Origin of the sequence: Halomonas sp. CnH100-B (assembly GCF_024124605.1) — a bacterium.
Taxonomy (GTDB): Bacteria; Pseudomonadota; Gammaproteobacteria; order Pseudomonadales; family Halomonadaceae; genus Vreelandella.
Genome location: NZ_JAMXRX010000003.1, coordinates 513,512 through 534,386, shown reverse-complemented (window position 1 = coordinate 534,386; position 20,875 = coordinate 513,512). Strand labels below are relative to the sequence as shown.

Below are 20,875 nucleotides of genomic sequence, written 5' to 3'. Positions count from 1 at the left end.
CTTACCTTTTTGTGCGTTCTTGATAATCGGTAAGCCTAAGCAGAAGATCCTCGTACAGCAACCACCATGAGGAAGGCTTACCATGAGCGTGTCACTCTCTACTCCCATTGCCACCTATATCGCCATTAGCAACGGCGCGGATGATGCCTCACTGGCGGAGTGCTTTACCGCCGATGCCCGCGTGGTGGATGAAGGGCAAACCCACCAGGGCATTGCCGCCATTCGTGCCTGGTTACGCGGCACCCGCCGCCAGTTTGAGTACCACGTGGAGCCCACCGACGTCTCTCGCGATGGCGACAAGATGGTGATTACCACCACCGTGACCGGCGATTTTCCTGGCAGCCCGGTGCAGCTGTTTCACCATATCGAACTGGCCGATGAACGCATTCAAAGCTTGGAGATTACCCCATGAACCTGCAGCTTAGTGGGCGTCGCGTATTGATCACGGGTGGCGGTAAAGGCGCGGGCGCGGCGGTGGTGGCGCTGTTTCGTGAAGAGGGCGCGCAGGTGCTGACGACTGCCCGCAACCGCCCCGCTGCCCTACCTGAAGAGCTGTTCGTCGCTGCCGATCTCACCACTGTGGATGGCTGCGCCACTGTGGCAGAAGCCGTGAAGGCGCGCATGGGCGGTGTGGATATCATCGTGCATGTGGTGGGCGGCTCGTCTGCCCCGGCGGGCGGCTTTGCGGCCCTGGGTGAAGACGAGTGGCAACAGGAGCTGAACCTGAACCTGTTCCCCGCCGTGCGGCTAGACCGCGCCCTGCTGCCGGGCATGCTGGCCCAGGGTGAAGGGGTGATCGTTCACGTGACTTCTATTCAGCGGGAGCTGCCTTTGCCGGAATCCACCACCGCGTACGCGGCGGCTAAGGCGGCGCTCTCGACCTATAGCAAGAGTTTGTCGAAGGAGGTCTCTCCACAAGGCGTGCGGGTGGTGCGCGTCTCGCCGGGTTGGATCGAGACGGAAGCCGCCGTTGCCTTGGCGGAGCGGCTGGCCGAGCAGGCAGGCACCGATTACGAGGGCGGCAAGCAGATCATCATGGGCGCGCTGGGCGGCATCCCGCTGGGCAGGCCTTCTACCCCGGCGGAAGTGGCGAACCTGATTGCGTTCGTGGCCTCGCCGCTGGCAGGCTCAATCACGGGCACGGAGTTTGTGATTGATGGCGGCACGGTGCCGGTGGTGTGAGGCCGTGATTGCAGCGTGATGGATGGCCAACAGCATCAGCGGCATATAAAAAAAGCGCCCCGGCTGGGGCGCTTCCAGATAATGTGCTTAGCTTAGAAAGAGGCCCAGTCCTCGGCCTCCTGGCGAGTAGCCAACGGCGGACGAAGAGTCTTCTCCAGCGGCTTGACGACGGGGCGTTGAAAATTAGAGGGTAACGCGGCCTGAGGCTTCTCCGCAGCCCCCCCTTTGAAGAACGCTACTTCTTTCATCAGCGCCTCGGCTTGAATCTGAAGGGAGCGGCACGCCGCGCTGGACTCTTCCACCAAGCTCGCATTTTGCTGGGTCACACTGTCCAACTGTGCGACGGCCGTATTGACTTGATCGATGCCTTGAGACTGCTCGTGGCTGGCCGTGGCGATCTCCCCCATCAATAAGGAGACGCGCTGGACGCCAATAACGATATCTTCAAGCGCTTTGCCCGCCTGATTGACGAGAGTAGACCCATTACCAACTAAATCGATACTCTCTTCCACCAGTTGCTTGATCTCCTTCGCCGCGTTGGCACTGCGCCCCGCCAGGTTTCGCACCTCACCAGCCACCACCGCAAAGCCACGGCCATTCTCGCCCGCACGGGCGGCTTCCACCGAGGCATTGAGCGCCAACAAATTGGTTTGAAATGCGATTTGATCGATCAAACCAACGATACCGGCAATCTTGCGGCTAGACGCATTGATGCCTTCCATCGCATTCACAGCGTTACTTGCGATTTCACCGCCCGCATTGGCTTGTTGCGTCACAGCGTGAACAAGCTTTTCGGCTTCGGAGGCGTTGTCTGCGTTTTGCCTAACGGTGGATGTAATTTCATCCATCGAGGCGGCAGTCTCCTCGATGCTGGCCGCCTGCTGCTGCGTCCGACTGCTAAGGTCTTCGGTGCCATGAGCAATCTCTTCAGCCGCCCCATTCACCGATTCGGCGTTGTGACGAACGGACATCACCACCTGTGAGACCTTGACCTCCATGGCCTTTAATGACCTCAGCATGTCGCCAAACTCATCTTGGCAAGTAATGTTGATGGCGTTATCCAGCTGGCCTTGCGCCATAGCGTTTGCGAGCGCTTGCGCTTTGCCTAGTGGGGTCATAATGCCGCGAATCAGCCATATCGCTAAAAGAATGCCCACGATCACCGCCCCTGCGATCACGCCGATGACGATATTGCGCGTCCATACGTAGTCTTCGGACGTTTGCTGATGAGCCGACGCTGCTTGGGCGCTGTTACGATCGATCAGCGCGTGAAGCGTATCGAGCACTTGGGGGTAGGCTGCCCGTAACGTCGTGGTGGCGATGCTGCGGGCCGCGTCGAAATCATTGTCGATCATTGCTGCGTTGACCTCGTCGATCCCCGCACGCAGCACCGCCAGCGACGCGATGAACTCTTCGGCGATACCTCTTTCGACCTCGTCAGACACCCGCTGAGGAAAATAATCATTCCAGGCGGCATCGATAAGAACATCGTTTTCGGCTATTTCTTGCTGTGTCGTCACAGCAGAAGCAGGATTCCGGTCGCGCTGTTCCGCCGTGATTTTAACTCGCGTGCTAAGCAGTGCTTCATTCACTTTCCCCAGGTCGATCAGCGTCAACACGTTGCCTTCAAACGTTTGGGTAATGGCATCGTTCATTTTGCTCAAATGGTAGAGGCCGAATACCCCAACAGCGATCAGCATGACAACGCATACGCCCAAACTCACCGCTAGCCGCCTTTTAACGCTTTTTTTTAGGTATAGCATGGCAATTATTCTCATTAGTCCGCAACGAACCGCTTCGATAAGGGAGTCTCATTGCGCCAGTAAAGGTGCTGACGCATAGCACGTTAGAAAGAGGCAATGAGTATCATCTGTTGCTGGGGTCATTGGATACCTTGAGAAATAGAAACTTTCTTACGAAGCAGCAGGCCAAAGTCTTACACAACAGATAGAAAATATCCTACAAAAGAAATGGCAGATGTCTTACAAAAATCATTACTGCAAAGAGTGAAAAAAAGTTAAAACCATATAAAACAAGAACTTAAAAATAAAAAAATCAAAACCATGCTTTTATCAAATAATAACTAACCAGCCAAGCTTATCTATCGGTCAAAAACCCTTCATCATTAAGCACGTTTACAATTAGCACGCTATTAAGTAACACCCGCGTACAGCAATTGGTTAAATTAGTGTCTAAGAAACACCTATTTTTTATCTGTTCTTTTATTCAATATGACAGTTATGTGAACTAGATCGACTTACGGTAAGGATAGATTTTTATGCTGTAATAACATCGTCAGAACCACTATTCATTTCCCCGTTCACAGCTGCCATTGGCGTCGGCGTGCCTCGGCGCCTAAACTGAAGCTTCGTTTCGCTTGAGATACCCGACCTATGCGCGTTTTTTCTAATCCGGTCGGTGCCGGTTCACTCTGGTTCGATAATTTGGTCACGGCGGATGGTGTGCCGGTGGCCTACGACCCCCAGGCGCGGGCGTTCATTCCCATGCCGCCCTTCTGTGCCAACCGCGACGTGATTGGCTGTAACTGGATTGCCACGAAGCCGGGCGAGTTCTGCCGCGCCTGCGCGATGACCGCCCTAGCCCCAGACCCTTCCATTTCCGATGCGATACCCCACTGGGCGCAAACCGAGGCAGCCAAGCGCTGGGTGATTGATAACCTGGGCCGCTGGCACTGGTTTCGCCCGGAAGACCCCGGCGCGCCGCCGGTGTTTCATATGCTGGCGGAAGGCGACACCCCGGTGCCCATGGGGCACGTGGGCGGCGTGGTAACGATTAGCGTGGCGGAAGCCGATGCCGTGCTGCGCACCACCCGCAAAGAGGCGTTAGATGAGCCTTACCGCACCATGATTGGCCATATGCGCCATGAAATTGCCCATATGCTGTGGTGGCGGCTTAGCCTGCGGGAGGATTTTCTGGATGCCTTCCGCGAGATGTTTGGCGATGAGCGGGAAGATTACCCGGCGGCCTTGCAGCGCCACTACCAAAACGGCCCGCCTGCAGATTGGCACACGCGGTTTCTCTCCACCTATGCGTCTTCCCACCCCCACGAGGATTGGGCGGAAACCACCTCGCACCTGCTGCACTTAACCGATATCACCGATAGCTTTGTATCGTCGGGCATGACCTCGCCCGTGCTACCGGATGACCACAACTGGGATGCCTACGCTGAACCGGATTCAGAGCGGCTGATTCATATTGCGGCATCCTTAGTGGCAGGCGTGAACCATGTAAACCGTTCGATGGGGCTGTCGGATCTCTACCCGTTTGTGCTTTCCGAAGTGGCGCTGCGCAAGCTGGCGTTTGTTCATAACTGGCTGCGGCGCGGTGCGCAAGGGCTGTAGCCACTTGCGCTTTGCTTGATGCGGGTTAGTGAAGTCCCAGCGTTTCAATCACCGCTTCAACCTGTTGGCGAGCTTCCCCTTGCAGGGTGTTCAGCGGTTGGGGCAAGCAGGGGGCGCTAGCGCGACCGGTGAGTTCAGCAATGGTCGCCGCCACCCGCAGGCTCCCGCCGTATTCGTGATACAGCGCCCATAGCGGTGCTAAGGCGTCTGAACGGGTTTGAGCCTGTTCGGCGTCGCCCGCTTGGGCGGCGCGTGTTAGCGCCAACGCTAATTCTGGGTAGAGCCCGCCCATCACCGAATACCAAGCCTCGCAGCCTGCCAGCAGGCCCGTCGCGGCGGCGGGGTCGCCGCTGATGCCGATGGTTACATCATTAGGAATCAGCGCCCGCAGCCGCGCCACGCGGGCTTTGGCGTCTTCTAGGTTATTGGGCACTGGCGGAATTTTAATCGAGCGCACCTGGGGCAACTCGGCAATGCGCCCGTGCAGCTCGTCGCTGAACGTAAAATGCGTGGTACCGGGGTTGTCGTACACGCACAGCGGCACGCTGATGGCGCGGCTGACGGTACTGAACAGGTTAAAAACGTCGTCATCAGTCAGCTTTTGGTACGACACAGGCGCTAACAGCACCCCACTCGCCCCGGCCTGCTGGGCATGTTCGGCATTGGCCAGCACATCGCGGGTGCGCAGCGCGCCAATGCCTACCACCACCGGCACCCCCGCCGCACTCTCCACACTCAGCTTGGCCACCCGCGCCCGCTCTTCCACGCTTAAATAAGCATAACTCCCGGTAGAACCCAGCACGCCAATGGAATCCACCTGCGCCCGTGCCAAACGGGCCACTAGCTGGGTAAATTCCTGCTCGTTGATGCCCTGCTCATTCATGGGGGTTAGCGGAAACGCACTCAGGCCGGTAAACATGGGGTGTCCTTTTAGATGGTTGTTTGCACGAGGCGGCTATTCAGCATTACTGCCCAAAGCTAAGTCCCAAGCGCAGCGCTTGCAGGCTATCGAGCTGTACCGTGACCTCATCAGAAAACAGCGGGTGGCCTTGTAGCTGCATGTTGACCGCTGCTTGAGAGCCACGGTAGCCAAGCGTGACGGCCACATAAGCGCTGTCACTCACTGGGGCCAGCCAATCGTACTCGACGTTATCCACACTCACCGACGACAGCCCACGGGCTTCTAACTGCTCCGCGACTTCCTTCTCAACCACAACGCCGTAGTAAAAATAGAGTCCTGCGTAGCCCAGCCCCAGCAGTACCAGCAATGAAAAGAGCTTGCCCATTATTTGCCTCTGTTTGTGGTCATTTGCACGATAGGTGATGGATTACATCCGGCGCTTTAGCGACGCGTAGACTTTGCCTTTGTCACGCTTACCCACAGCAATAACGTAGATAAACAGTTCATCATCCACTACTTCATAGACCAGACGATAGCCTACGCTTCGAAGCTTTATTTTATAGCAGGCATCGAAACCACTGAGTTTATCGGCAGGCACACGTGGGGTTTCTAGCCTTTCAGCCAGCTTCTTTTTGAACTGTTGTTTGACGGGTGGGCTAAGCTTTTCCCACTCTTTCAAGGCCGCGGGCAAAAAGCGTAGCTTATAGGTCATCCAGTGATACCGTGACGGCCTTGTCTTTATCGGCGCGACGCTCTTCCACTAGCTTGGCCAGCTCGTAGTCTTCCAGCATCTCCATCATCGCCTCATAAGTTTCTACAGGGACAAGGTAAGCGGCGGGCTTGTTGTGATTCAACACAGCAATGGGGGCACCGCTTGCCTGGCTCAGCAGTGCCGAAGGGTTTTTCTTTAGCTCAGAAATACTGACCGAAAAGTTAGCTAATACTTGGTGCATGGAAACCTCCTGAAGCCATAAAAAAGCTCCTTTTCTAGCCCTCATATTAGCTCTTTTTTTGCAACTACTCCAAGCGTTCGCTGTTTACATTCACTGCTCAACGATGCGATGCCTAATGTCTACAACCTCTCACACTCTCCGCCAGTTCTTTCACCAGCCCATGCACCCGCGTCACGACGTCATCACCGCTGCTGGCGTGTTCGATGCAATCTACCAGCGCAGAACCTACAACCACGGCGTCGCTGAAGCGGCCAATGGTGGCGGCCTGTTCGGCGGTGCGAATACCAAAGCCTACGGCGATGGGCAGCGGCGTGTGTTCACGCAGCTGATCAACGGCGCTTTCTAGACGCTCCGGTGTGGGGGCGCTGCCGCCCGTCACCCCCGCCACGGAAACGTAGTAGATAAACCCGGAAGCGTTGGCCAGCACTTTGGGCAGGCGCTTGGCATCGGTGGTGGGCGTGGCGAGGCGGATAAAATCGATGCCGTGCTGGGCGGCGGGCTGGCACAGCTCTTCGTCATGTTCGGGCGGTAGATCTACCACGATCAGCCCGTCTACCCCGGCCTTGGCGGCATCGGTTAAGAAGCGCTCGACGCCGTAGCAGTAAATCGGGTTGTAGTAGCCCATCAGCACGATGGGGGTGGTGCTGTTCTGTTCACGGAACCGGCGCACCATTTCCAGCGTTTTGGCTTGGGTCTGGCCGTTTTCCAGCGCACGCAGGGCGGCTTTTTGAATGGCGGGGCCATCGGCCATGGGGTCGCTGAACGGCATGCCGAGTTCGATGATGTCCACGCCTGCTTCCGGCAACCCATGCAGCAGGCGGCGGGAGGTCTCGGCGTCCGGGTCGCCAGCGGTAAGGTAGCTGACCAGCGCGGGGCGGTTTTGTTGCTTGAGCGCGGTAAAGCAGTGTTCAAGACGAGAGGTGTTAGTCATGTCGTTCTCCTGTAGCGCGCTCATACGTTTTTTACTCCGAACTTATCCCCCAGATGATGGGCCACGCTCATCATGTCTTTATCACCACGGCCACTGAGGTTGACCACCATCAGGTGCTCGCGGGGAAGTGTCGGCGCGCGCTTAGCCACTTCCGCCAGGGCGTGGGCAGTTTCCAGCGCGGGGATGATGCCCTCTTGGCGGCAGCAGATTTGGAATGCTTCCAGCGCTTCGTCATCGGTGGCGGAAACGTACTCGACCCGCCCTTGCTCGTGCAGCCAGGCGTGTTCGGGGCCGATGCCGGGGTAGTCCAGCCCTGCGGAAATCGAGTGAGCGTCGATAATCTGACCATCTTCGTTTTGAAGCAGGTAGGTGCGGTTGCCGTGCAGCACGCCAGGGGTGCCGCCGTTCAGGCTGGCGGCGTGCAGGCCGCTGTTGACGCCTTTGCCGCCTGCTTCCACTCCCACCATGTGAACGCTGTCGTCATTAATGAACGGGTAGAACAGGCCCATGGCATTAGAGCCGCCGCCCACGCAGGCAATCAGCGAATCCGGCAAACGCCCCTGTTTTTCGAGCATTTGGGTGCGGGTTTCGTGGCCAATGACCGCTTGGAAATCGCGCACCATGGCTGGGTACGGGTGCGGGCCTGCCACAGTGCCAATGATGTAGAAGGTGTCGTCGACGTTAGTAACCCAGTCGCGCAGCGCTTCGTTCATGGCATCTTTCAGCGTGCCGGTGCCGGAAGTGACCGGCACGATCTCTGCGCCCAGCAGCTTCATGCGGAACACGTTGGGCTGCTGGCGTTCGATGTCGGTGGCGCCCATGTAAATCACGCAGGGCAAACCAAAACGCGCAGCCACGGTGGCGGTGGCAACGCCGTGCATGCCTGCGCCGGTTTCCGCGATGATGCGCTTTTTGCCCATCTGCTTGGCCAACAATACTTGACCAATGCAGTTGTTAATCTTGTGCGCGCCGGTGTGGTTAAGCTCTTCACGCTTGAGATAAATGCTCGCGCCGCCGAAGTGCTCGGTGAGCCGCTCGGCAAAGTAGAGCGGGCTGGGGCGGCCGACGTAATCACCCTGAAAATAGGCGAGCTGGCGCTGAAACTCCGGGTCGTTTTTGGCGGCGGTGTACTCATCCTGCAGTTCAAGAATCAGCGGCATTAGGGTTTCAGCGACAAAGCGGCCACCGAAACTGCCAAACAGCCCGTTGGCATCGGGTAGGCTTAAAGGTTTGTTCATCACGACCTCTGCGTTTTGGGTGCGATTTAGGGTTGTGATGACGTTAGCGCAGGCAGGCGGGAAGAAAAATCGATAAGATGGCAATCACCTGTGAGTTTTACGCAACTATTTGAAGAGGCACCCATGCACCACAGCCTGCCGCCCTTAAGTGCTCTGCGCGCCTTTGAAACCACCGCCCGGCTAGGCAGCGTAACCGCCGCCGCCGATGAGCTAAGCGTGACCCACGGCGCGGTAAGCCGCCAGCTAAAGAGCCTGGATGAGCATTTTGGCGTAGCCCTGTTCGCCAAAGCTGGGCGGGGGCTAGTACTCACCCACCACGGAGAGCAATTGCAAAACGGCGTGGGGGAAGCCTTCGCCAAGCTTAGGGATAGTTGCACCCGGCTCAAGCATGAGGTGGAAGAAGCGCCGTTTACCCTGGCCTGCCCCGGCAGCCTGCTGGCCCGCTGGCTGATTCCTCGTTTAGACCGCTTAAACCAGGCGCTACCGGAGCTAAAACTTCAGGTAGTTGTGAGCGATTCTGAGCAGCCCGGCCAGCCGGAGACCAGCGCAACGCTGGCCTTTTTCGAGCCACCGTGGCCTGACGAGGGCGAGCTGATTGAGCTGATGTCTGAGGAAATTTGCGCCGTGGCCAGCCCACGTTTGGTGGATGGGTGCGATGCCGCTCATCCCGCATCGCTGTTTACCAACAAGCTCCTTTACACCGCCTCACGCCCCCAAGCGTGGCCCCAGTGGGCAGACGCCCAAGGGCTGGAAACCGCCGCATTGAAAACAGCCCTCCAACAGGGCCAAGGCTTTGCGCACCTGTACTACCTCATAGAGGCTGCTGTGGCGGGCCTAGGGGTCGCCATCGCCCCGAAGCTACTCGTAGAAGATGATCTAAAAAGCAGACGGCTTGTCGCCCCTTGGGGCAGCATCGCAACCCCGGCACAGCTTTGCCTGTGGCTGCCCAAACACGCCAACGCCCGCCGCAGCGAATCGCTGGCTGATTGGTTACGTAAGGCGTTGGAAGGTTAAAGCCCTACTCGGTGCGGGTACACCACAAACGCCAGCTTGTTGCCATCCGGGTCGCGGACGTAGGCGGCGTAGAAGCCTTCGCCGTATTGGGGGCGAAAGCCCGGTGCGCCTTCGTCGCTTCCGCCGCTTTCCAGGGCGAGCTGGTGCAGCGTGTCGACTTCTTTGATGTCGGTGAATTGAAAGGCGGTCATGGTCCCGTTGCCCACCGTGGCGTCGTGGCCATCGAAGGGATAGCCCACGAAGTACTGGGGTACGTTGACATCGTCCGGGTCGCCAAACGAGACACCGCTATCCTCCTGCCAGCAAATATCCAGCCCCATGGCATTGAACAGCGGCGTATAAAATTGCAGGGCACGCGCTAGGTCTTGGGTTCCCACCATTGTATAAGCCAGCATACGGTTCTCCTTATCGCGCTTGGTCCCCCTAGGTTATGCCATAACGCCAAACAGTCGGCCAATCAGCGACGTCAACGCCATGGCCAGCGCTCCCCAAAACAGCACACGCAGGGCGGCAGTTCGCACCGGAGCGCCGCCCACTTTGGCAGCCAGCGCGCCCAGGAGCGCCAAGCACGCTAACGAGGCCATGGCCACCAGTGGGATCAGCAGCACCGAGGGTGCCCACCAAGCGACGAGCAGCGGCAGCAGTGCCCCCAGGGTAAACATTGCCGCCGATGAGAACGCGGCCTGCAACGGCCGCGCTTGGCTGACAGTAGTGATGCCGATTTCATCGCGGGCATGAGCGCCCAAGGCATCTTTTTGCATTAGTTGATCGGCCACTTGACGGGCTAGATCTGGCGTTAATCCTCGCTCGACATAAATAGCGGCCAGTTCCTCTTTTTCGTCGTCGAAATGGTGATCTAACGCTTTTCGCTCCATGGCCAAATCGGCGCGCTCGGTATCCGATTGCGAGCTGACCGAGACATACTCCCCCGCCGCCATCGACATGGCCCCTGCGACCAACCCCGCAAGCCCCGCCAACACGATCTCATTTTGCGCAGTTGACGCCGCTGCCACCCCTAAAATCAGGCTACTGGTGGACACGATCCCATCGTTAGCACCAAGCACGGCGGCTCTTAACCAACCTGAGCGATGAGAGCGGTGATGTTCTTGATGGGTCATGGCTATCCTATCCGTTGGATGAGTGACGTGGCGCTGATGTCTCATCGGCCCTCTTTTTAAACTAGCAGGTTATGACCCGACCGCAGCAGGCATATTGTCTGCCTCCCCCTCACGCCGCGCAGTGACTGGCTCCCTCACGTCGTTTAGTCGTATGGCGAGATCATCATCGTGGCCTGCCCCACGACTTCGTGCGTTTGTCATGTGAGACAGGTAAGGTCATACCTCTCTCGACGACAAGGAGTGATGACGTTGCGCATCTCATGGATCACCCCCCTCACGCTGCTGGCCAGCACTTCCTCGTTGGCCCTGGCAGCCGACGCCACCCCGCTAGCTGAACAGCTCGATGATCTGAATCGCTTTCAGGTCATTGCTCACCGAGGGGCCAGCGGGCACGCCCCGGAAAGCACGCTGGCCGCTTACGAGCTAGCCCACCGCTGGGGGGCGGATTACCTGGAATTGGATGCACAGCTCAGCGCCGATGGCGAGGTGGTCCTGTTTCACGATAGCACCATCGAGCGCACCAGTGACGGCGAAGGGCATATCCACGATTACACCTTGGCCGAACTGAAAACGTTGGATACCGGTTCATGGTTCCATGAAGCCTATCCTGATCGCTTGGACGAGGATTATCGCGGCACACAGATCCTGACGCTCGATGAGCTCTTCGATCATTTCGGCCATACCACCCGTTACTACATCGAAACCAAGTCTCCCGATCTCAACCCTGGGTTGGAAGAAGCCCTGGTGACGCGTCTGGAAGCCTACGACATGATCGAGCAAGGCCGCGTCCTGGTGCAGTCCTTCGATCAGGAGAGTTTGCTGAAAGTGCGCGACCTGAATCCAGACGTGCCGCTCATTCAACTGTTGTGGTACTCCCCCAGCGAGCAAGATAACGCCACTTTCACCGAGTGGAACGACACCACGCCGGGGGCCGACACGATCCGTGACGAGGATTTCGAGCGCATTGCTGAATACGCCGTGGGGATTGGCACCAATGCCGCCTACCAGGGCCAACCCGTGATCGATGCTGCGTTTGTTCGTCAGGCACAGGCAAATGGCCTGCCGGTTCACGTGTACACCATCAATGAACAAGAGGACATGAAGCGTTTGATGGCGCTGGGCGTCAATGGCCTGTTTACCGATTACCCTGACCGCCTGCTGGAACTGGTAAACGAATAAGCCGGAGAGTGAGTGGCAACGTTGATACGCCGCAGCGCAAGGGCGCTTAGGGTGATGTAAATTACCCTAAGTGCCCTGTCACTTTTTGCCATTTTTTGTTGCTTGCGTTACGTAAAAAAGCCGATAAGCTCTTTTCTCTAACTCAACTTTTTGGTTGATCGCCGCAAGGGAGAAACGTCATTCACTCATTCACAGCTAACGTGTGGGCCACCCCCACAGGGTGCATGAACCTGACGTTCGGCAAGCCAAGGTACCCCCTGAGCCATGCCGTTTAAGAGGCCGCGACGCACGCTCATTAGCGCTTCACTGACAGCGTTAATGACGCTCGGCCTGTTCTTGGTAACGACGTCAGCCCAGCCCAACGAATTACCCGATACGATCGTGTTGATTGCCCACCCGTCCGTGGGCACGCTAAAGGTGCACCGCGATACGGTGCGGGCCATGTTCGCCATGCGCCAGCGCACGTGGCCCAATGGGCAAGCCGCCCAAGTCTTCGTGCTGCCTAACCGAGATCCCGTTCATGGCCGGTTTACCAAGGAGCAGCTGGGGGTCTATCCCCATCAGCTACAGTTAGCGTGGGATCGAATGGTGTTTTCCGGCATGGGGCAAGCCCCCAACCGAGTACGCGACCAAGCCGAGATGCGTGAGCGGGTCGCTGGCACTCCGGGTGCGCTGGGTTACCTTGAAAGGGAGTACTTGGATGAGAGCGTCCTTGTCATTTCAATGGAGTGAATACCGAGCGCCGACGGCGTGGCTAGCCGCAGGGCTGTTGGCCCTGCTGCCCCTGAGCGCCCATGGCGATGGAGGCCGCTGGGATACGCTTCAGGTTCACGGTTTTCTCAGTCAGGCGTTGGTCATTACCGATGATAACGACGTTTTTGGTGCCAGTAGCGATCACGCGGGTAGTCTGGAGTTCACCGAGCTGGGGCTGAACGCCTCGTACCGCCCTCACCGTCAGGTGCTGGTGGCTGCCCAACTGCTCAGCCGTCGTGCCGGCGGCGATACCGAGGATGCCGTGCCGACGCTGGATTACGGGGTGATCGACTACCAAATGCGCTCGACCACCTCGCGCACGCTGGGTGTCCAGCTAGGTCGCTTCAAGAACCCTTTTGGCCTGTACAACCAAACCCGCGACGTGGCGTTTACCCGGCCCAGCATATTGCTGCCGCAATCCATCTATTTTGACCGCACCCGCGCCCTTGGCTTGGCCGCCGACGGCGTTAGCTTTTATTGGGAAGAGCACACGGACGCGGGCACACTGCGTTTTCGTAGTGGGCTGGGCCGCCCGCAAACGGGCTCGGAGCTAACGCGACAGCTCTTCAACGGTGCGGCCAACGATGTCTCGGCGGCAGAGCCTTCCGCGATTGCCCAGCTGCTATACGAAGCCCCTTCCGGCCAGTGGGTCGCGGCGCTAAGCACCGCCACGGTGAACCTCGACACCTCGTTCGGCGGGCAAGCGGCCGACTTCGATTTCCAGCCCTGGATTGCGTCGCTTCAATACAACGAAGAGTTCTGGAGCCTGACGGCGGAATACGCGCTACGCCAGCAGTCGCTGGTTGGCGAAAACCTGCCGCGCACGTTCGATATCACCGGCGAGAGTTGGTACGTGCAGTATCAGTATCGCTTCACGCCTAGCTGGAGTGGGCTAGTTCGTTTTGATCGCCTGATCAACAATACCGACGACCGCTCGGGCCAGCGTTACGAACAGTCAAGCCTCGGCCCAGCCCACTCACAGTTCGCCGATGACGTCACGCTGGGCGTACAGTGGTCGCCCACGCCTACGCTCATGTTAGCGGGTGAGTACCACGCCGTGGATGGCACCGGGTGGCTGCCGAAACAAGACAACCCAGAGGCCAGCGCCACACGCCAACACTGGAACATGCTGCTGTTTCAACTATCGCTGCGCTTCTAGCCCATTGAACGGATCGGGAACTGCCGTGATGAATCGGTTTTCACCATTGCCAACACGTCATCGGTTTAGTCTCGCCTGGCGGGTCACCGCGCTTAGCAGCCTGCTGTTGCTGATCTTGGTCGCGCTGTTCATTTGGTTAGGGCATCACCATCTTGCCCAGCAGTTCGAAAGTAGCCGCTTGGCCCACCATGAGCGCCAGCAGCGCGAAATACGGCTCGCCCTTCAACGCTCAGCAAACAACCTGCGTCAACTAGCAGGATTGACCGCCTCGGCACCGCCCCTCGTGGATGCGCTGGCCGTGGGAGACACCACCGCCATCGACGACGCCCTACGCGCTCAGTGGCCCTCTTTGCAGTTGGAGGCGGGGATCGATGAGGTCTTCGTCTTCGATCCGCTAGGGCGCTTGCTCGGCCACTCCGGCGGCATTCAAAGCGCGGTGGATATCCCCGTCGAGGGGTGGGTGGAGGACGTGCTCGCCCGCGAGACCCCCATCACCACGCTACGCTGTGGGCTGAACTGCCAGCAGTATGCGGCCGTGCCCATTTTGATGGAGGGCAGCAGCATTGGCATGGTGGTGCTATCCCGCTCGCTGGCCGACGTGACCCGCGAAGCCAGAGAGGTGTCCGGCAGCGAAGTCGCGTTGATGGTGACGGGCTATAGCGGCACGCCCGGCATGGACGCCAGCCGCCGGATAGCACAGTGGAACGGCCATTTGGTTGCCCTCACCAGCCGCGAGGTCACGCTCCCCTTATTGGAGCGCGCTGCGCTCACGGCGCCCATCGTGGAGCTGGCCGAGCGGCCGCTGAATTTGCCGTACGCGGAGCGCTACCTGGAACTCAGCGCCGTGTACATGGAGGACGATGCCGACTGGCGCAGCACGGGCTATTTTCTACTGATTTCCGATGTCACGGCGCAAACCGTGGCCATTCAGAAAGCCACCAATACGCTGCTATTACTCGGCGTGGTGGGCTGGCTGGCCGCCGAGCTGCTGCTGCTCGCCATTCTGCTCGGGCCCATGGCCCGGCTGCGCCGGGTCGCCGCGCTGCTACCAGCACTAGCGAGGGGCGACTTTACGGGAGTGCGAGGCAAGCTGCCCCAGCGCGCGCCTCGGCTCTCCAATGAGATCGATGTCCTGGAGAACGCGACCCGCACCCTGGCGAACCAGCTCGAGCACTTGGAGTCCAGCGTGACCGAGCACAGCAGCCAGCTTGCCGAGCGCATCGACGAGCTGGCCCATGAAAGAGACTTCGTGAATAGCCTGTTGGATACCGCTCAGGTCTTCATCGTGGTACACGACCGTGAGGGGCGCATTCAGCGAGTCAACGCGTACACGCGCACCCGGCTCGCGCTGAAAGATAGCGAACTGATGGGCCGGTATTTTGCGGACATTTTTGACCATGCCCCGCTCACCGGGCTGCCAAGTCGTTTCATTGCCAAAGACGCGCCGCTCGATACCGCCCTGACCACGCCCCAGCAGGAAGAAAAAATCCTGCAAACTGCCGACAAGCGCTGCTGTACCGTGGTCTGGTACCACTCCGTGCTGCCAGTCAGCCCCCGAGACGATGCGCTGCGCATTTCGGTCGGGCTGGACATTACCGAACGCAAAGCCGCCGAAGAGCGACTGACCTGGCTCGCTGAGCGCGACCCGCTGACCGAGCTGTTCAACCGTCGCTATTTCCAGGATGCGCTGCAGAGCGCCCTGCTGAAGAACAGCGAAGGGGCCATCGTGCTGCTGGATTTGGATCAGTTCAAAGAGATCAATGAACTCAGCGGCCACCATGTCGGCGATCACTTGCTGCGTGAGGTCGCCGAGACGCTGTTCTTGAACCTTGGCCAGCGCAGCATCATCGCCCGTCTGGGAGGCGACGAATTCGCCCTGCTACTGGAGGGCGTCAGCAGTGAGCAGGCCATTAGCATGGCGGGGTACATCAGCCAGCTACTGAGCGGCATCGGTTTTCAATCGGCAGGCCGAAAGCACCATATTTCTGCCAGCATGGGCATTGCGCTTTTCCCTCTACATGGCCGCACCCCCGCCGACCTGCTGGCAAGCGCCGATATGGCGATGTACAAGGCCAAAGAGAGCACTCACCAGCGCTGGTATCTACTCTCTCAGGCCGAGAACGCCAAAGACGAACTACAAGATCGCGTTTACTGGGTCGAGCAGCTCCATCACGCGCTGGAGAACGACAGCTTCGAACTGATGGTGCAACCCATCGTGCACTTGTCCGACCAATCAATGAAGCACTATGAAGTGCTGCTGCGTCTTCGCGCGCCGGACGGCAGCCTGATCGCCCCTCAGCACTTCATTGCCATTGCCGAACAGAGCGGCTTGGTCGTGCCGCTTGACCGATGGGTCCTCCGACATAGCCTGGAAGCCCTGGGTACGCTGCAAGCGCGGGGCATTTCCTTGGCTGTGAATTTGTCGGGGCAGTCGCTGCACGACCTGGAGCTCAAACAGTACTTGACCGACGAGTTACAGCGCAGCGGCACCGACCCCCACCATTTGATTCTGGAAGTCACCGAAACCGCCGCGATCACCGACTTTTCGACCGCGCGCAACGTGCTGCAAACCGTACGCGATTTAGGCTGCCGTACGGCCCTGGACGACTTCGGCATTGGGTTCAGCAGCTTTCACTACTTGGGTCAGCTACCGGTGGACTACATCAAAATAGATGGCTCGTTCATTCGCAGCTTATTGATCAATCCCGATAGCCATACCATTGTGAAAGCCATCGCCGACATCGCCAAAGGGTTTGGCAAACAAACCATTGCAGAGTTTGTCGACCAGGCGGCACTGCTGCCTATTTTAAAAGAGTACGGCATTGCTTACGGACAAGGCTTTTATGTAGGCAAACCCCTGCCCCTGGCGCAGCTACTAAAAGGATGAACGCTGGTGATAACGACAATAACCCCCGCCATGACCACGCCAGAGATCCTCGAAGACACGACCTTTAGCCCTACGTTTTTCAACGACCACTTCAGACTGCTGATTGCCCAAACCCCCGACGAGCAGCACCGGGCGTTTGCACTGCGCCACGCCGTCTTCATCGAAGAACTCAACTACGCCATTGGCAAGGAAAGCGCTCTGAACATCGAGCGCGACGAGCACGATCAACACTCGCTGCTCTGTTTGCTTCACCATAACGCCACGGGGATCGACGTGGGCTGCGTCAGGGTGGTATTGATCGACCCCGCCCCAGGACAACCCGCCCGAGGCCTACCGCTGGAAGATTACTATCATGCCCACCTCTTTATTCCCGACGCCCACCCGCATACGTTTCCACTTCATAAAACCTGCGAAGTATCGCGCTTAGCCGTTCACCCCACCGTTCGTAAAAAGCCGAAAGGCCGCGCTGGGCCAGCCGCTTCCACCTCTGATGCACGACGTCCCTCGCCTTTTCCAGCGCTTCAAACGCCTTACGAAAGCATCAAAGAGAGCCCGGCGCTCTTAAGCCTGAGCCTCTTTTTAGCGGCCACGGCCATGGTGGGGCTCAGCGGGCGCTACCATGTTTTTGCCATGTTAGAGCCGCGCTTTAGCCGTTTATTGAAAGCCTCGGGGCTGCATTTCCATCAGGTAGGTGGGGTCATCAATTACTGCGGCAGTCGCGCGCCCTACTACATCGACCAGCGGGTCGCGGAAGAGAGCCTGCCTAAGCGCATCGTTCCGCTTTACCACACCATCAAGACGCAGCTTGCCGCCCAACTACCGGCCACCACCTGCGTCTATGCTCATTAAGCCGCAGGCGCAGCGGTAGATGGCGTCGACACGCTTTGGGGGGTGATGCTGGCAAACTTGTCGACGAAATAGACCAGCGTTTCGGGATGTCGGAAGCGACGTTCGAAGGTTTCCTGGCGAACCTCGTCTTCGGTGTGATAGCGACGCGTGACGTTGGCGAGGTAGTCGCTGCCCACCTTCGCCACCTTGACGCTGTTTTCATGGCCCGGCTCCCGGTGTAACAGCGTGACGTTTGGCTGCTGCGCCAGCAGCGTCGCTAGCCGCTGGGCCGCGTCACGCTCTTCGTCAGTGGCCCATAGCGGCTGGTCGCGGTTGCCGTAGTGGTAGAGCAGCACCGCCAGCAGCACGGCGAAAATGCTGCTGGTGAGCATCCAGGTCAGCAGCACGCCGGACACCGGCATGGTCAGCATGATGACGAGCTGCAGCAAACTCCCCAACGACAAGACCGCTGCCAATGGTCGCCACATGCGCTGACTCATGACGGCGCGATTCAAGATGTATCCCCACAGCCCTGCCACGCCCAGCGCCCCGAAAAACAGGTGCGCCATGGCAAGCGGTGTTCCCCCACCGGAAAAGATCGCCACGACTCCCATCACGGGTAGCAGGCTATAAAGTCCGGCCAGTAGCACGTAGGCACGCTGTAGAGACATAGAGGACTCCTTATTTCATGGTAAAGCCGCGTTTCACCAAGAAGTCACGCATATGGGGGCGCAGCTTGCTATCGAACAGAGGGGTTAGGTTGTGCGACCAATCACTGTTTTTATTGCCGCTACTCCGAGACTGATAGTACGCCTGCATGGTGTCGTCAAAGGCGGCCACATGATCGCTATCATCAGTGTAGTAGTCCTCTTTCAGAATCGCTTCAACGGGCAGGCGCGGCTTCACTTCCGGCTGATGCGCTGGGTAGCCCAGACACATGCCGAACACCGGGTAGACATGGGCTGGCAGACGCAGCAGCTCACTGACGGCGTCCGGGTCATTGCGAATACCGCCGATGTAGCAAATACCCAGGCCTTCTGATTCGGCGGCGACCGCCACGTTTTGCGCCATGAGCGCCGTATCCACGGTGGCGACCAGTAGCTGTTCGGTCATGCCGCGCTCGACGTTGGCGCCGGTACGCTCAGAGGCGTCGGTGGGGCGCTTCATGTCGGCACAGAAGACCAAAAACGCCGCGCTGCTAGCCACGTAACCTTGGCCACCGGCCAGCTCGGCAATCGCTTCGCGATTGGCGGTATCTTTGACATGAATCACCGTGTACGCCTGCACATGGCTCGATGTCGCTGCCGCTTGGCCCGCTTGAATCAGTTCACGCAGTAGCCCCTGGGGAATCGCTTGATCGGTGAATTTACGAATCGACCGGTGGGCATTGAGTAGCTTGATCACATCGTTCATATCACGTACCTCTTGGGTGGTTGTCCATTGGGCGGGTTAGTGTTTACGGCGGTTGAACAGGCCCTGCTTACACTCCCGCTGCGCCTCGACGTCGCCACGAATCTGTGCATGGCTGATCAGCGCGAAAATGAAGGTGCCGCCAATGACGTTACCGGCCAGCGTCGGCAGTGCAAAACCCACCACCGCGTCATACCAGGAAATATGGCCATCGAACACCAAATACAGCGCTTCGCTGGTGCCGACGATGATGTGAGTGAACTCTCCAATCGCCATGACGTAGGTCACGATGATGATGATCCACACCTTGGCCTGGTCGGCGGCGGGAATCAGCCACACCAGGGTCGCAATCATCCAGCCAGCGAGAATCCCTTTAGAGAACATTTCCATGGGCGTATTCGCCATCATGTGCTCCCCAAGGGCGATGAACGCTTGGTGCGTTGCCTCGTCGAACATCGGCATGTGCAGGAAGGTAAAGGAAGAGAGCGCGGCCCCCATCAGGTTGCCTACCAGTACCACGCCCCATAACCTGCCCAATGCTCCAAGGTTCGGCAACGTTGGGCGGCTCATGACGGGCAGCACGGCCGTGACCGTGTTTTCGGTAAAGAGCTGTTGGCGGGCCAAAATGACGGCAATGAAGCCCACGGTATAGCCTAGGCACTCGACTAAAAAACCAATGTCGGTTTGCGGCAGATGGGCATGCATGACGCCGCGCGCCACCATGGAGAAACTCATCGAGATACCCGCCGCAATGGCCGACCATAGCAGCGCCATGGAGTCTCGCGAGAGCTCCTTTTGCCCCTCTAAGCGTAAATGCTGATGCACCACGGCAGCTCTGGAGGGCAAGTTCGCCTCTCGCGCTTCCTGCTGATTACCCGACGCCTGGGAAGTTGGCTCATGCTGGCCGTGCTCCTCACGACGCTGATCCCCCCCTTCAAAATTGTCATCCGCTTGGTGCTGTTGGTTCATGCTGGCTCTCTCCCTAGTGAGTTTTCAGCGTAACGCTATTGTCTAAGATTGGGTAGCCACTCAAGGGGGTTAACGTACGGTGGATAAAGAATTTTTACGCGATGTTGCACGCGAGAAAGACAACGCTCGCTATACTATTTCTAACCCTCAGGCCTCATCACGTTGCTAGGAAGCCGATATGTCTAACGCCTCTCACACACCGCCCGGCCAGGCATGGAACGCCGGTCGGTATGCGGAGCACGCCAGCTTTGTTCCCGATCTAGGTACGGAGGTCCTCCGCCTGCTTTCGCCCCAACCAGGGCAGCGCATTTTGGACGTGGGCTGCGGCGACGGTGCCCTCACCGAACGCATCATGCAGCTTGGCGCGGACGTCGTAGGAATCGATGCCTCAGCAGAGATGGTTGCCGCCGCCCAACAGCGCGGCGTAACGGCGCGCGTGATCGACGGGCATCAGCTGCCCTTCGACCACGAATTCGACGCGGTCTTCAGCAACGCGGCGCTGCACTGGATGCTCGACCCGCAAGCCGTCCTGGCGGGCATAAAACGCGCCTTGAAGCCCGGTGGGCGTTTCGTGGCAGAGTTTGGTGGCCATGGCAACGTGGCGGCTATCTGCACCGCGCTGATTGCCTCGCTCCAGTTCCGTGGTATCAGCTCGAAGGGCCGTCACCCGTGGTACTTCCCCACTACCCAGGAGTACACCAACCTGCTGCAAACGGTCGGCTTTCGGGTCGATAGCGTCGAGCTCATTCCCCGCCCTACGCCGCTGCCGACGGGCATGGCGAGCTGGCTGGATACCTTTGCCACTCCTTTCTTCCACGGCCTGGAAGAGGACCTGAAAGATGCCATTTTCGATAACACCCTCAACCTGCTGGCCCACAGCCTAAGCGACGGCCACGGTAACTGGACGGCAGACTACGTGCGTATCCGCGTCGTCGCCCACGTTTAAACGCGCTCCCTCTTATCGTTCCCTAAAAAAACAGGGCGGCTCAAT

Annotated in this window: 22 protein-coding genes; 10 read left to right on the top strand and 12 right to left on the bottom strand. The window is 58.6% G+C overall.

The genetic code is table 11. The features are described from left to right. The first annotated feature begins 82 nt into the window (after nucleotides 1–82). Both NH398_RS09145 and NH398_RS09140 read left to right on the top strand, forming a co-directional pair. Nucleotides 83–412 carry a nuclear transport factor 2 family protein gene (locus NH398_RS09145; protein ID WP_253018029.1) on the top strand — a complete coding sequence of 110 codons (330 nt, stop codon included), beginning with the start codon at nucleotides 83–85 and terminating at the stop codon, nucleotides 410–412. After that, nucleotides 409–1,182: an SDR family oxidoreductase gene (locus NH398_RS09140; RefSeq protein ID WP_253018027.1), complete on the top strand. Its 774-nt coding sequence runs from the start codon at nucleotides 409–411 to the stop codon at nucleotides 1,180–1,182. Before NH398_RS09145 ends, NH398_RS09140 begins: the two co-directional genes overlap by 4 nt. Nucleotides 1,183–1,274: 92 nt before the next feature. Here the strand turns inward: NH398_RS09140 and NH398_RS09135 are convergent, their stop codons facing one another. Next, on the bottom strand, nucleotides 1,275–2,945 hold the full coding sequence (locus NH398_RS09135) for a methyl-accepting chemotaxis protein (protein WP_290441438.1): 1,671 nt from the start codon (nucleotides 2,943–2,945) through the stop codon (nucleotides 1,275–1,277). 630 nt (nucleotides 2,946–3,575) lie between these two features. Here NH398_RS09135 and NH398_RS09130 point away from each other — a divergent pair. Then, nucleotides 3,576–4,544 carry a putative zinc-binding metallopeptidase gene (locus NH398_RS09130; RefSeq protein ID WP_253018023.1) on the top strand — a complete coding sequence of 323 codons (969 nt, stop codon included), beginning with the start codon at nucleotides 3,576–3,578 and terminating at the stop codon, nucleotides 4,542–4,544. A 25-nt stretch (nucleotides 4,545–4,569) separates the two neighbouring features. Here NH398_RS09130 and NH398_RS09125 read toward each other — a convergent pair whose 3' ends face one another. The 6 genes from NH398_RS09125 to trpB all read right to left on the bottom strand — a co-directional run bounded on the left by NH398_RS09125 (nucleotide 4,570) and on the right by trpB (nucleotide 8,567). Then, a complete protein-coding gene (locus tag NH398_RS09125; RefSeq protein WP_253018021.1) occupies nucleotides 4,570–5,463 on the bottom strand; it encodes a dihydrodipicolinate synthase family protein in 894 nt (297 codons plus the stop codon). A 46-nt stretch (nucleotides 5,464–5,509) separates the two neighbouring features. Next, the gene (locus tag NH398_RS09120) at nucleotides 5,510–5,830 is read right to left on the bottom strand and encodes a hypothetical protein (protein WP_253018019.1); all 321 of its coding nucleotides are present in this window, start codon (nucleotides 5,828–5,830) and stop codon (nucleotides 5,510–5,512) included. Between the two features lie 42 nt (nucleotides 5,831–5,872). Further along, nucleotides 5,873–6,157 carry a type II toxin-antitoxin system RelE/ParE family toxin gene (locus NH398_RS09115; RefSeq protein WP_089675540.1) on the bottom strand — a complete coding sequence of 95 codons (285 nt, stop codon included), beginning with the start codon at nucleotides 6,155–6,157 and terminating at the stop codon, nucleotides 5,873–5,875. After that, nucleotides 6,147–6,398: a type II toxin-antitoxin system Phd/YefM family antitoxin gene (locus tag NH398_RS09110; RefSeq protein WP_062372637.1), complete on the bottom strand. Its 252-nt coding sequence runs from the start codon at nucleotides 6,396–6,398 to the stop codon at nucleotides 6,147–6,149. Before NH398_RS09110 ends, NH398_RS09115 begins: the two co-directional genes overlap by 11 nt. 112 nt (nucleotides 6,399–6,510) lie before the next feature. Continuing rightward, nucleotides 6,511–7,329: a tryptophan synthase subunit alpha gene (gene trpA, locus NH398_RS09105; RefSeq protein WP_253018017.1), complete on the bottom strand. Its 819-nt coding sequence runs from the start codon at nucleotides 7,327–7,329 to the stop codon at nucleotides 6,511–6,513. Nucleotides 7,330–7,349: 20 nt separating this feature from the next. Continuing rightward, complete coding sequence (gene trpB / locus NH398_RS09100; protein ID WP_253018015.1) at nucleotides 7,350–8,567, bottom strand: tryptophan synthase subunit beta; 1,218 nt, start codon at nucleotides 8,565–8,567, stop codon at nucleotides 7,350–7,352. A 123-nt stretch (nucleotides 8,568–8,690) separates the two neighbouring features. Here trpB and NH398_RS09095 point away from each other — a divergent pair, with 123 nt between their 5' ends. Beyond that, nucleotides 8,691–9,581 (top strand): LysR family transcriptional regulator, encoded by an 891-nt coding sequence (locus tag NH398_RS09095; RefSeq protein WP_253018013.1) that lies wholly within the window; start codon nucleotides 8,691–8,693, stop codon nucleotides 9,579–9,581. On the opposite strand, the gene NH398_RS09090 is transcribed toward NH398_RS09095, so the two are convergent. Further along, nucleotides 9,578–9,976: a VOC family protein gene (locus NH398_RS09090; RefSeq protein ID WP_159342823.1), complete on the bottom strand. Its 399-nt coding sequence runs from the start codon at nucleotides 9,974–9,976 to the stop codon at nucleotides 9,578–9,580. The genes NH398_RS09095 and NH398_RS09090 overlap by 4 nt on opposite strands. A 33-nt stretch (nucleotides 9,977–10,009) precedes the next feature. Further along, a complete protein-coding gene (locus NH398_RS09085) occupies nucleotides 10,010–10,699 on the bottom strand; it encodes a VIT family protein (protein WP_253018011.1) in 690 nt (229 codons plus the stop codon). A gap of 243 nt (nucleotides 10,700–10,942) precedes the next feature. On the opposite strand from NH398_RS09085, the gene NH398_RS09080 reads away from it, so the two are divergent. The 5 genes from NH398_RS09080 (at nucleotide 10,943) to NH398_RS09060 (ending at nucleotide 17,526) form a co-directional block, all read left to right on the top strand. Next, nucleotides 10,943–11,878, top strand: a complete 936-nt coding sequence (locus NH398_RS09080; protein WP_253018009.1) for a glycerophosphodiester phosphodiesterase — start codon at nucleotides 10,943–10,945, stop codon at nucleotides 11,876–11,878. A 264-nt stretch (nucleotides 11,879–12,142) separates the two neighbouring features. Beyond that, nucleotides 12,143–12,610 carry a hypothetical protein gene (locus tag NH398_RS09075; RefSeq protein ID WP_339119463.1) on the top strand — a complete coding sequence of 156 codons (468 nt, stop codon included), beginning with the start codon at nucleotides 12,143–12,145 and terminating at the stop codon, nucleotides 12,608–12,610. Beyond that, on the top strand, nucleotides 12,591–13,790 hold the full coding sequence (locus NH398_RS09070) for an OprO/OprP family phosphate-selective porin (protein WP_253018007.1): 1,200 nt from the start codon (nucleotides 12,591–12,593) through the stop codon (nucleotides 13,788–13,790). Before NH398_RS09075 ends, NH398_RS09070 begins: the two co-directional genes overlap by 20 nt. A gap of 28 nt (nucleotides 13,791–13,818) precedes the next feature. Then, nucleotides 13,819–16,677, top strand: coding sequence for an EAL domain-containing protein (locus NH398_RS09065; RefSeq protein ID WP_253018005.1), 2,859 nt, complete (start codon nucleotides 13,819–13,821; stop codon nucleotides 16,675–16,677). A 6-nt stretch (nucleotides 16,678–16,683) separates the two neighbouring features. Then, the gene (locus tag NH398_RS09060) at nucleotides 16,684–17,526 is read left to right on the top strand and encodes a PEP-CTERM/exosortase system-associated acyltransferase (RefSeq protein WP_253018003.1); all 843 of its coding nucleotides are present in this window, start codon (nucleotides 16,684–16,686) and stop codon (nucleotides 17,524–17,526) included. Here the strand turns inward: NH398_RS09060 and NH398_RS09055 are convergent. The 3 genes from NH398_RS09055 to NH398_RS09045 are packed head-to-tail and all read right to left on the bottom strand — an operon-like array spanning nucleotide 17,523 to nucleotide 19,884. After that, on the bottom strand, nucleotides 17,523–18,176 hold the full coding sequence (locus tag NH398_RS09055; protein WP_253018001.1) for a hypothetical protein: 654 nt from the start codon (nucleotides 18,174–18,176) through the stop codon (nucleotides 17,523–17,525). The genes NH398_RS09060 and NH398_RS09055 overlap by 4 nt on opposite strands. 10 nt (nucleotides 18,177–18,186) lie before the next feature. Continuing rightward, nucleotides 18,187–18,918: an oxygen-insensitive NADPH nitroreductase gene (gene nfsA, locus NH398_RS09050; RefSeq protein WP_253017999.1), complete on the bottom strand. Its 732-nt coding sequence runs from the start codon at nucleotides 18,916–18,918 to the stop codon at nucleotides 18,187–18,189. Nucleotides 18,919–18,954: 36 nt separating this feature from the next. Next, nucleotides 18,955–19,884: a formate/nitrite transporter family protein gene (locus NH398_RS09045; protein WP_253017993.1), complete on the bottom strand. Its 930-nt coding sequence runs from the start codon at nucleotides 19,882–19,884 to the stop codon at nucleotides 18,955–18,957. Nucleotides 19,885–20,062: 178 nt separating this feature from the next. Between NH398_RS09045 and NH398_RS09040 the strand changes: the two genes are divergently transcribed. Then, nucleotides 20,063–20,830, top strand: coding sequence for a methyltransferase domain-containing protein (locus NH398_RS09040; protein ID WP_159342831.1), 768 nt, complete (start codon nucleotides 20,063–20,065; stop codon nucleotides 20,828–20,830). Nucleotides 20,831–20,875 lie beyond the last annotated feature (45 nt).

What these genes read in the sequence shown, in the direction of transcription:
- NH398_RS09145 (WP_253018029.1), top strand. Translation starts at nt 83, where the DNA reads ATGAGCGTGTCACTCTCTACTCCCATTGCCACCTATATCGCCATTAGC.
- NH398_RS09140 (WP_253018027.1), top strand. Translation starts at nt 409, where the DNA reads ATGAACCTGCAGCTTAGTGGGCGTCGCGTATTGATCACGGGTGGCGGT.
- NH398_RS09135 (WP_290441438.1), bottom strand. Translation starts at nt 2,945, where the DNA reads ATGCTATACCTAAAAAAAAGCGTTAAAAGGCGGCTAGCGGTGAGTTTG.
- NH398_RS09130 (WP_253018023.1), top strand. Translation starts at nt 3,576, where the DNA reads ATGCGCGTTTTTTCTAATCCGGTCGGTGCCGGTTCACTCTGGTTCGAT.
- NH398_RS09125 (WP_253018021.1), bottom strand. Translation starts at nt 5,463, where the DNA reads ATGTTTACCGGCCTGAGTGCGTTTCCGCTAACCCCCATGAATGAGCAG.
- NH398_RS09120 (WP_253018019.1), bottom strand. Translation starts at nt 5,830, where the DNA reads ATGGGCAAGCTCTTTTCATTGCTGGTACTGCTGGGGCTGGGCTACGCA.
- NH398_RS09115 (WP_089675540.1), bottom strand. Translation starts at nt 6,157, where the DNA reads ATGACCTATAAGCTACGCTTTTTGCCCGCGGCCTTGAAAGAGTGGGAA.
- NH398_RS09110 (WP_062372637.1), bottom strand. Translation starts at nt 6,398, where the DNA reads ATGCACCAAGTATTAGCTAACTTTTCGGTCAGTATTTCTGAGCTAAAG.
- trpA (WP_253018017.1), bottom strand. Translation starts at nt 7,329, where the DNA reads ATGACTAACACCTCTCGTCTTGAACACTGCTTTACCGCGCTCAAGCAA.
- trpB (WP_253018015.1), bottom strand. Translation starts at nt 8,567, where the DNA reads ATGAACAAACCTTTAAGCCTACCCGATGCCAACGGGCTGTTTGGCAGT.
- NH398_RS09095 (WP_253018013.1), top strand. Translation starts at nt 8,691, where the DNA reads ATGCACCACAGCCTGCCGCCCTTAAGTGCTCTGCGCGCCTTTGAAACC.
- NH398_RS09090 (WP_159342823.1), bottom strand. Translation starts at nt 9,976, where the DNA reads ATGCTGGCTTATACAATGGTGGGAACCCAAGACCTAGCGCGTGCCCTG.
- NH398_RS09085 (WP_253018011.1), bottom strand. Translation starts at nt 10,699, where the DNA reads ATGACCCATCAAGAACATCACCGCTCTCATCGCTCAGGTTGGTTAAGA.
- NH398_RS09080 (WP_253018009.1), top strand. Translation starts at nt 10,943, where the DNA reads ATGACGTTGCGCATCTCATGGATCACCCCCCTCACGCTGCTGGCCAGC.
- NH398_RS09075 (WP_339119463.1), top strand. Translation starts at nt 12,143, where the DNA reads ATGCCGTTTAAGAGGCCGCGACGCACGCTCATTAGCGCTTCACTGACA.
- NH398_RS09065 (WP_253018005.1), top strand. Translation starts at nt 13,819, where the DNA reads ATGAATCGGTTTTCACCATTGCCAACACGTCATCGGTTTAGTCTCGCC.
- NH398_RS09055 (WP_253018001.1), bottom strand. Translation starts at nt 18,176, where the DNA reads ATGTCTCTACAGCGTGCCTACGTGCTACTGGCCGGACTTTATAGCCTG.
- nfsA (WP_253017999.1), bottom strand. Translation starts at nt 18,918, where the DNA reads ATGAACGATGTGATCAAGCTACTCAATGCCCACCGGTCGATTCGTAAA.
- NH398_RS09045 (WP_253017993.1), bottom strand. Translation starts at nt 19,884, where the DNA reads ATGAACCAACAGCACCAAGCGGATGACAATTTTGAAGGGGGGGATCAG.
- NH398_RS09040 (WP_159342831.1), top strand. Translation starts at nt 20,063, where the DNA reads ATGTCTAACGCCTCTCACACACCGCCCGGCCAGGCATGGAACGCCGGT.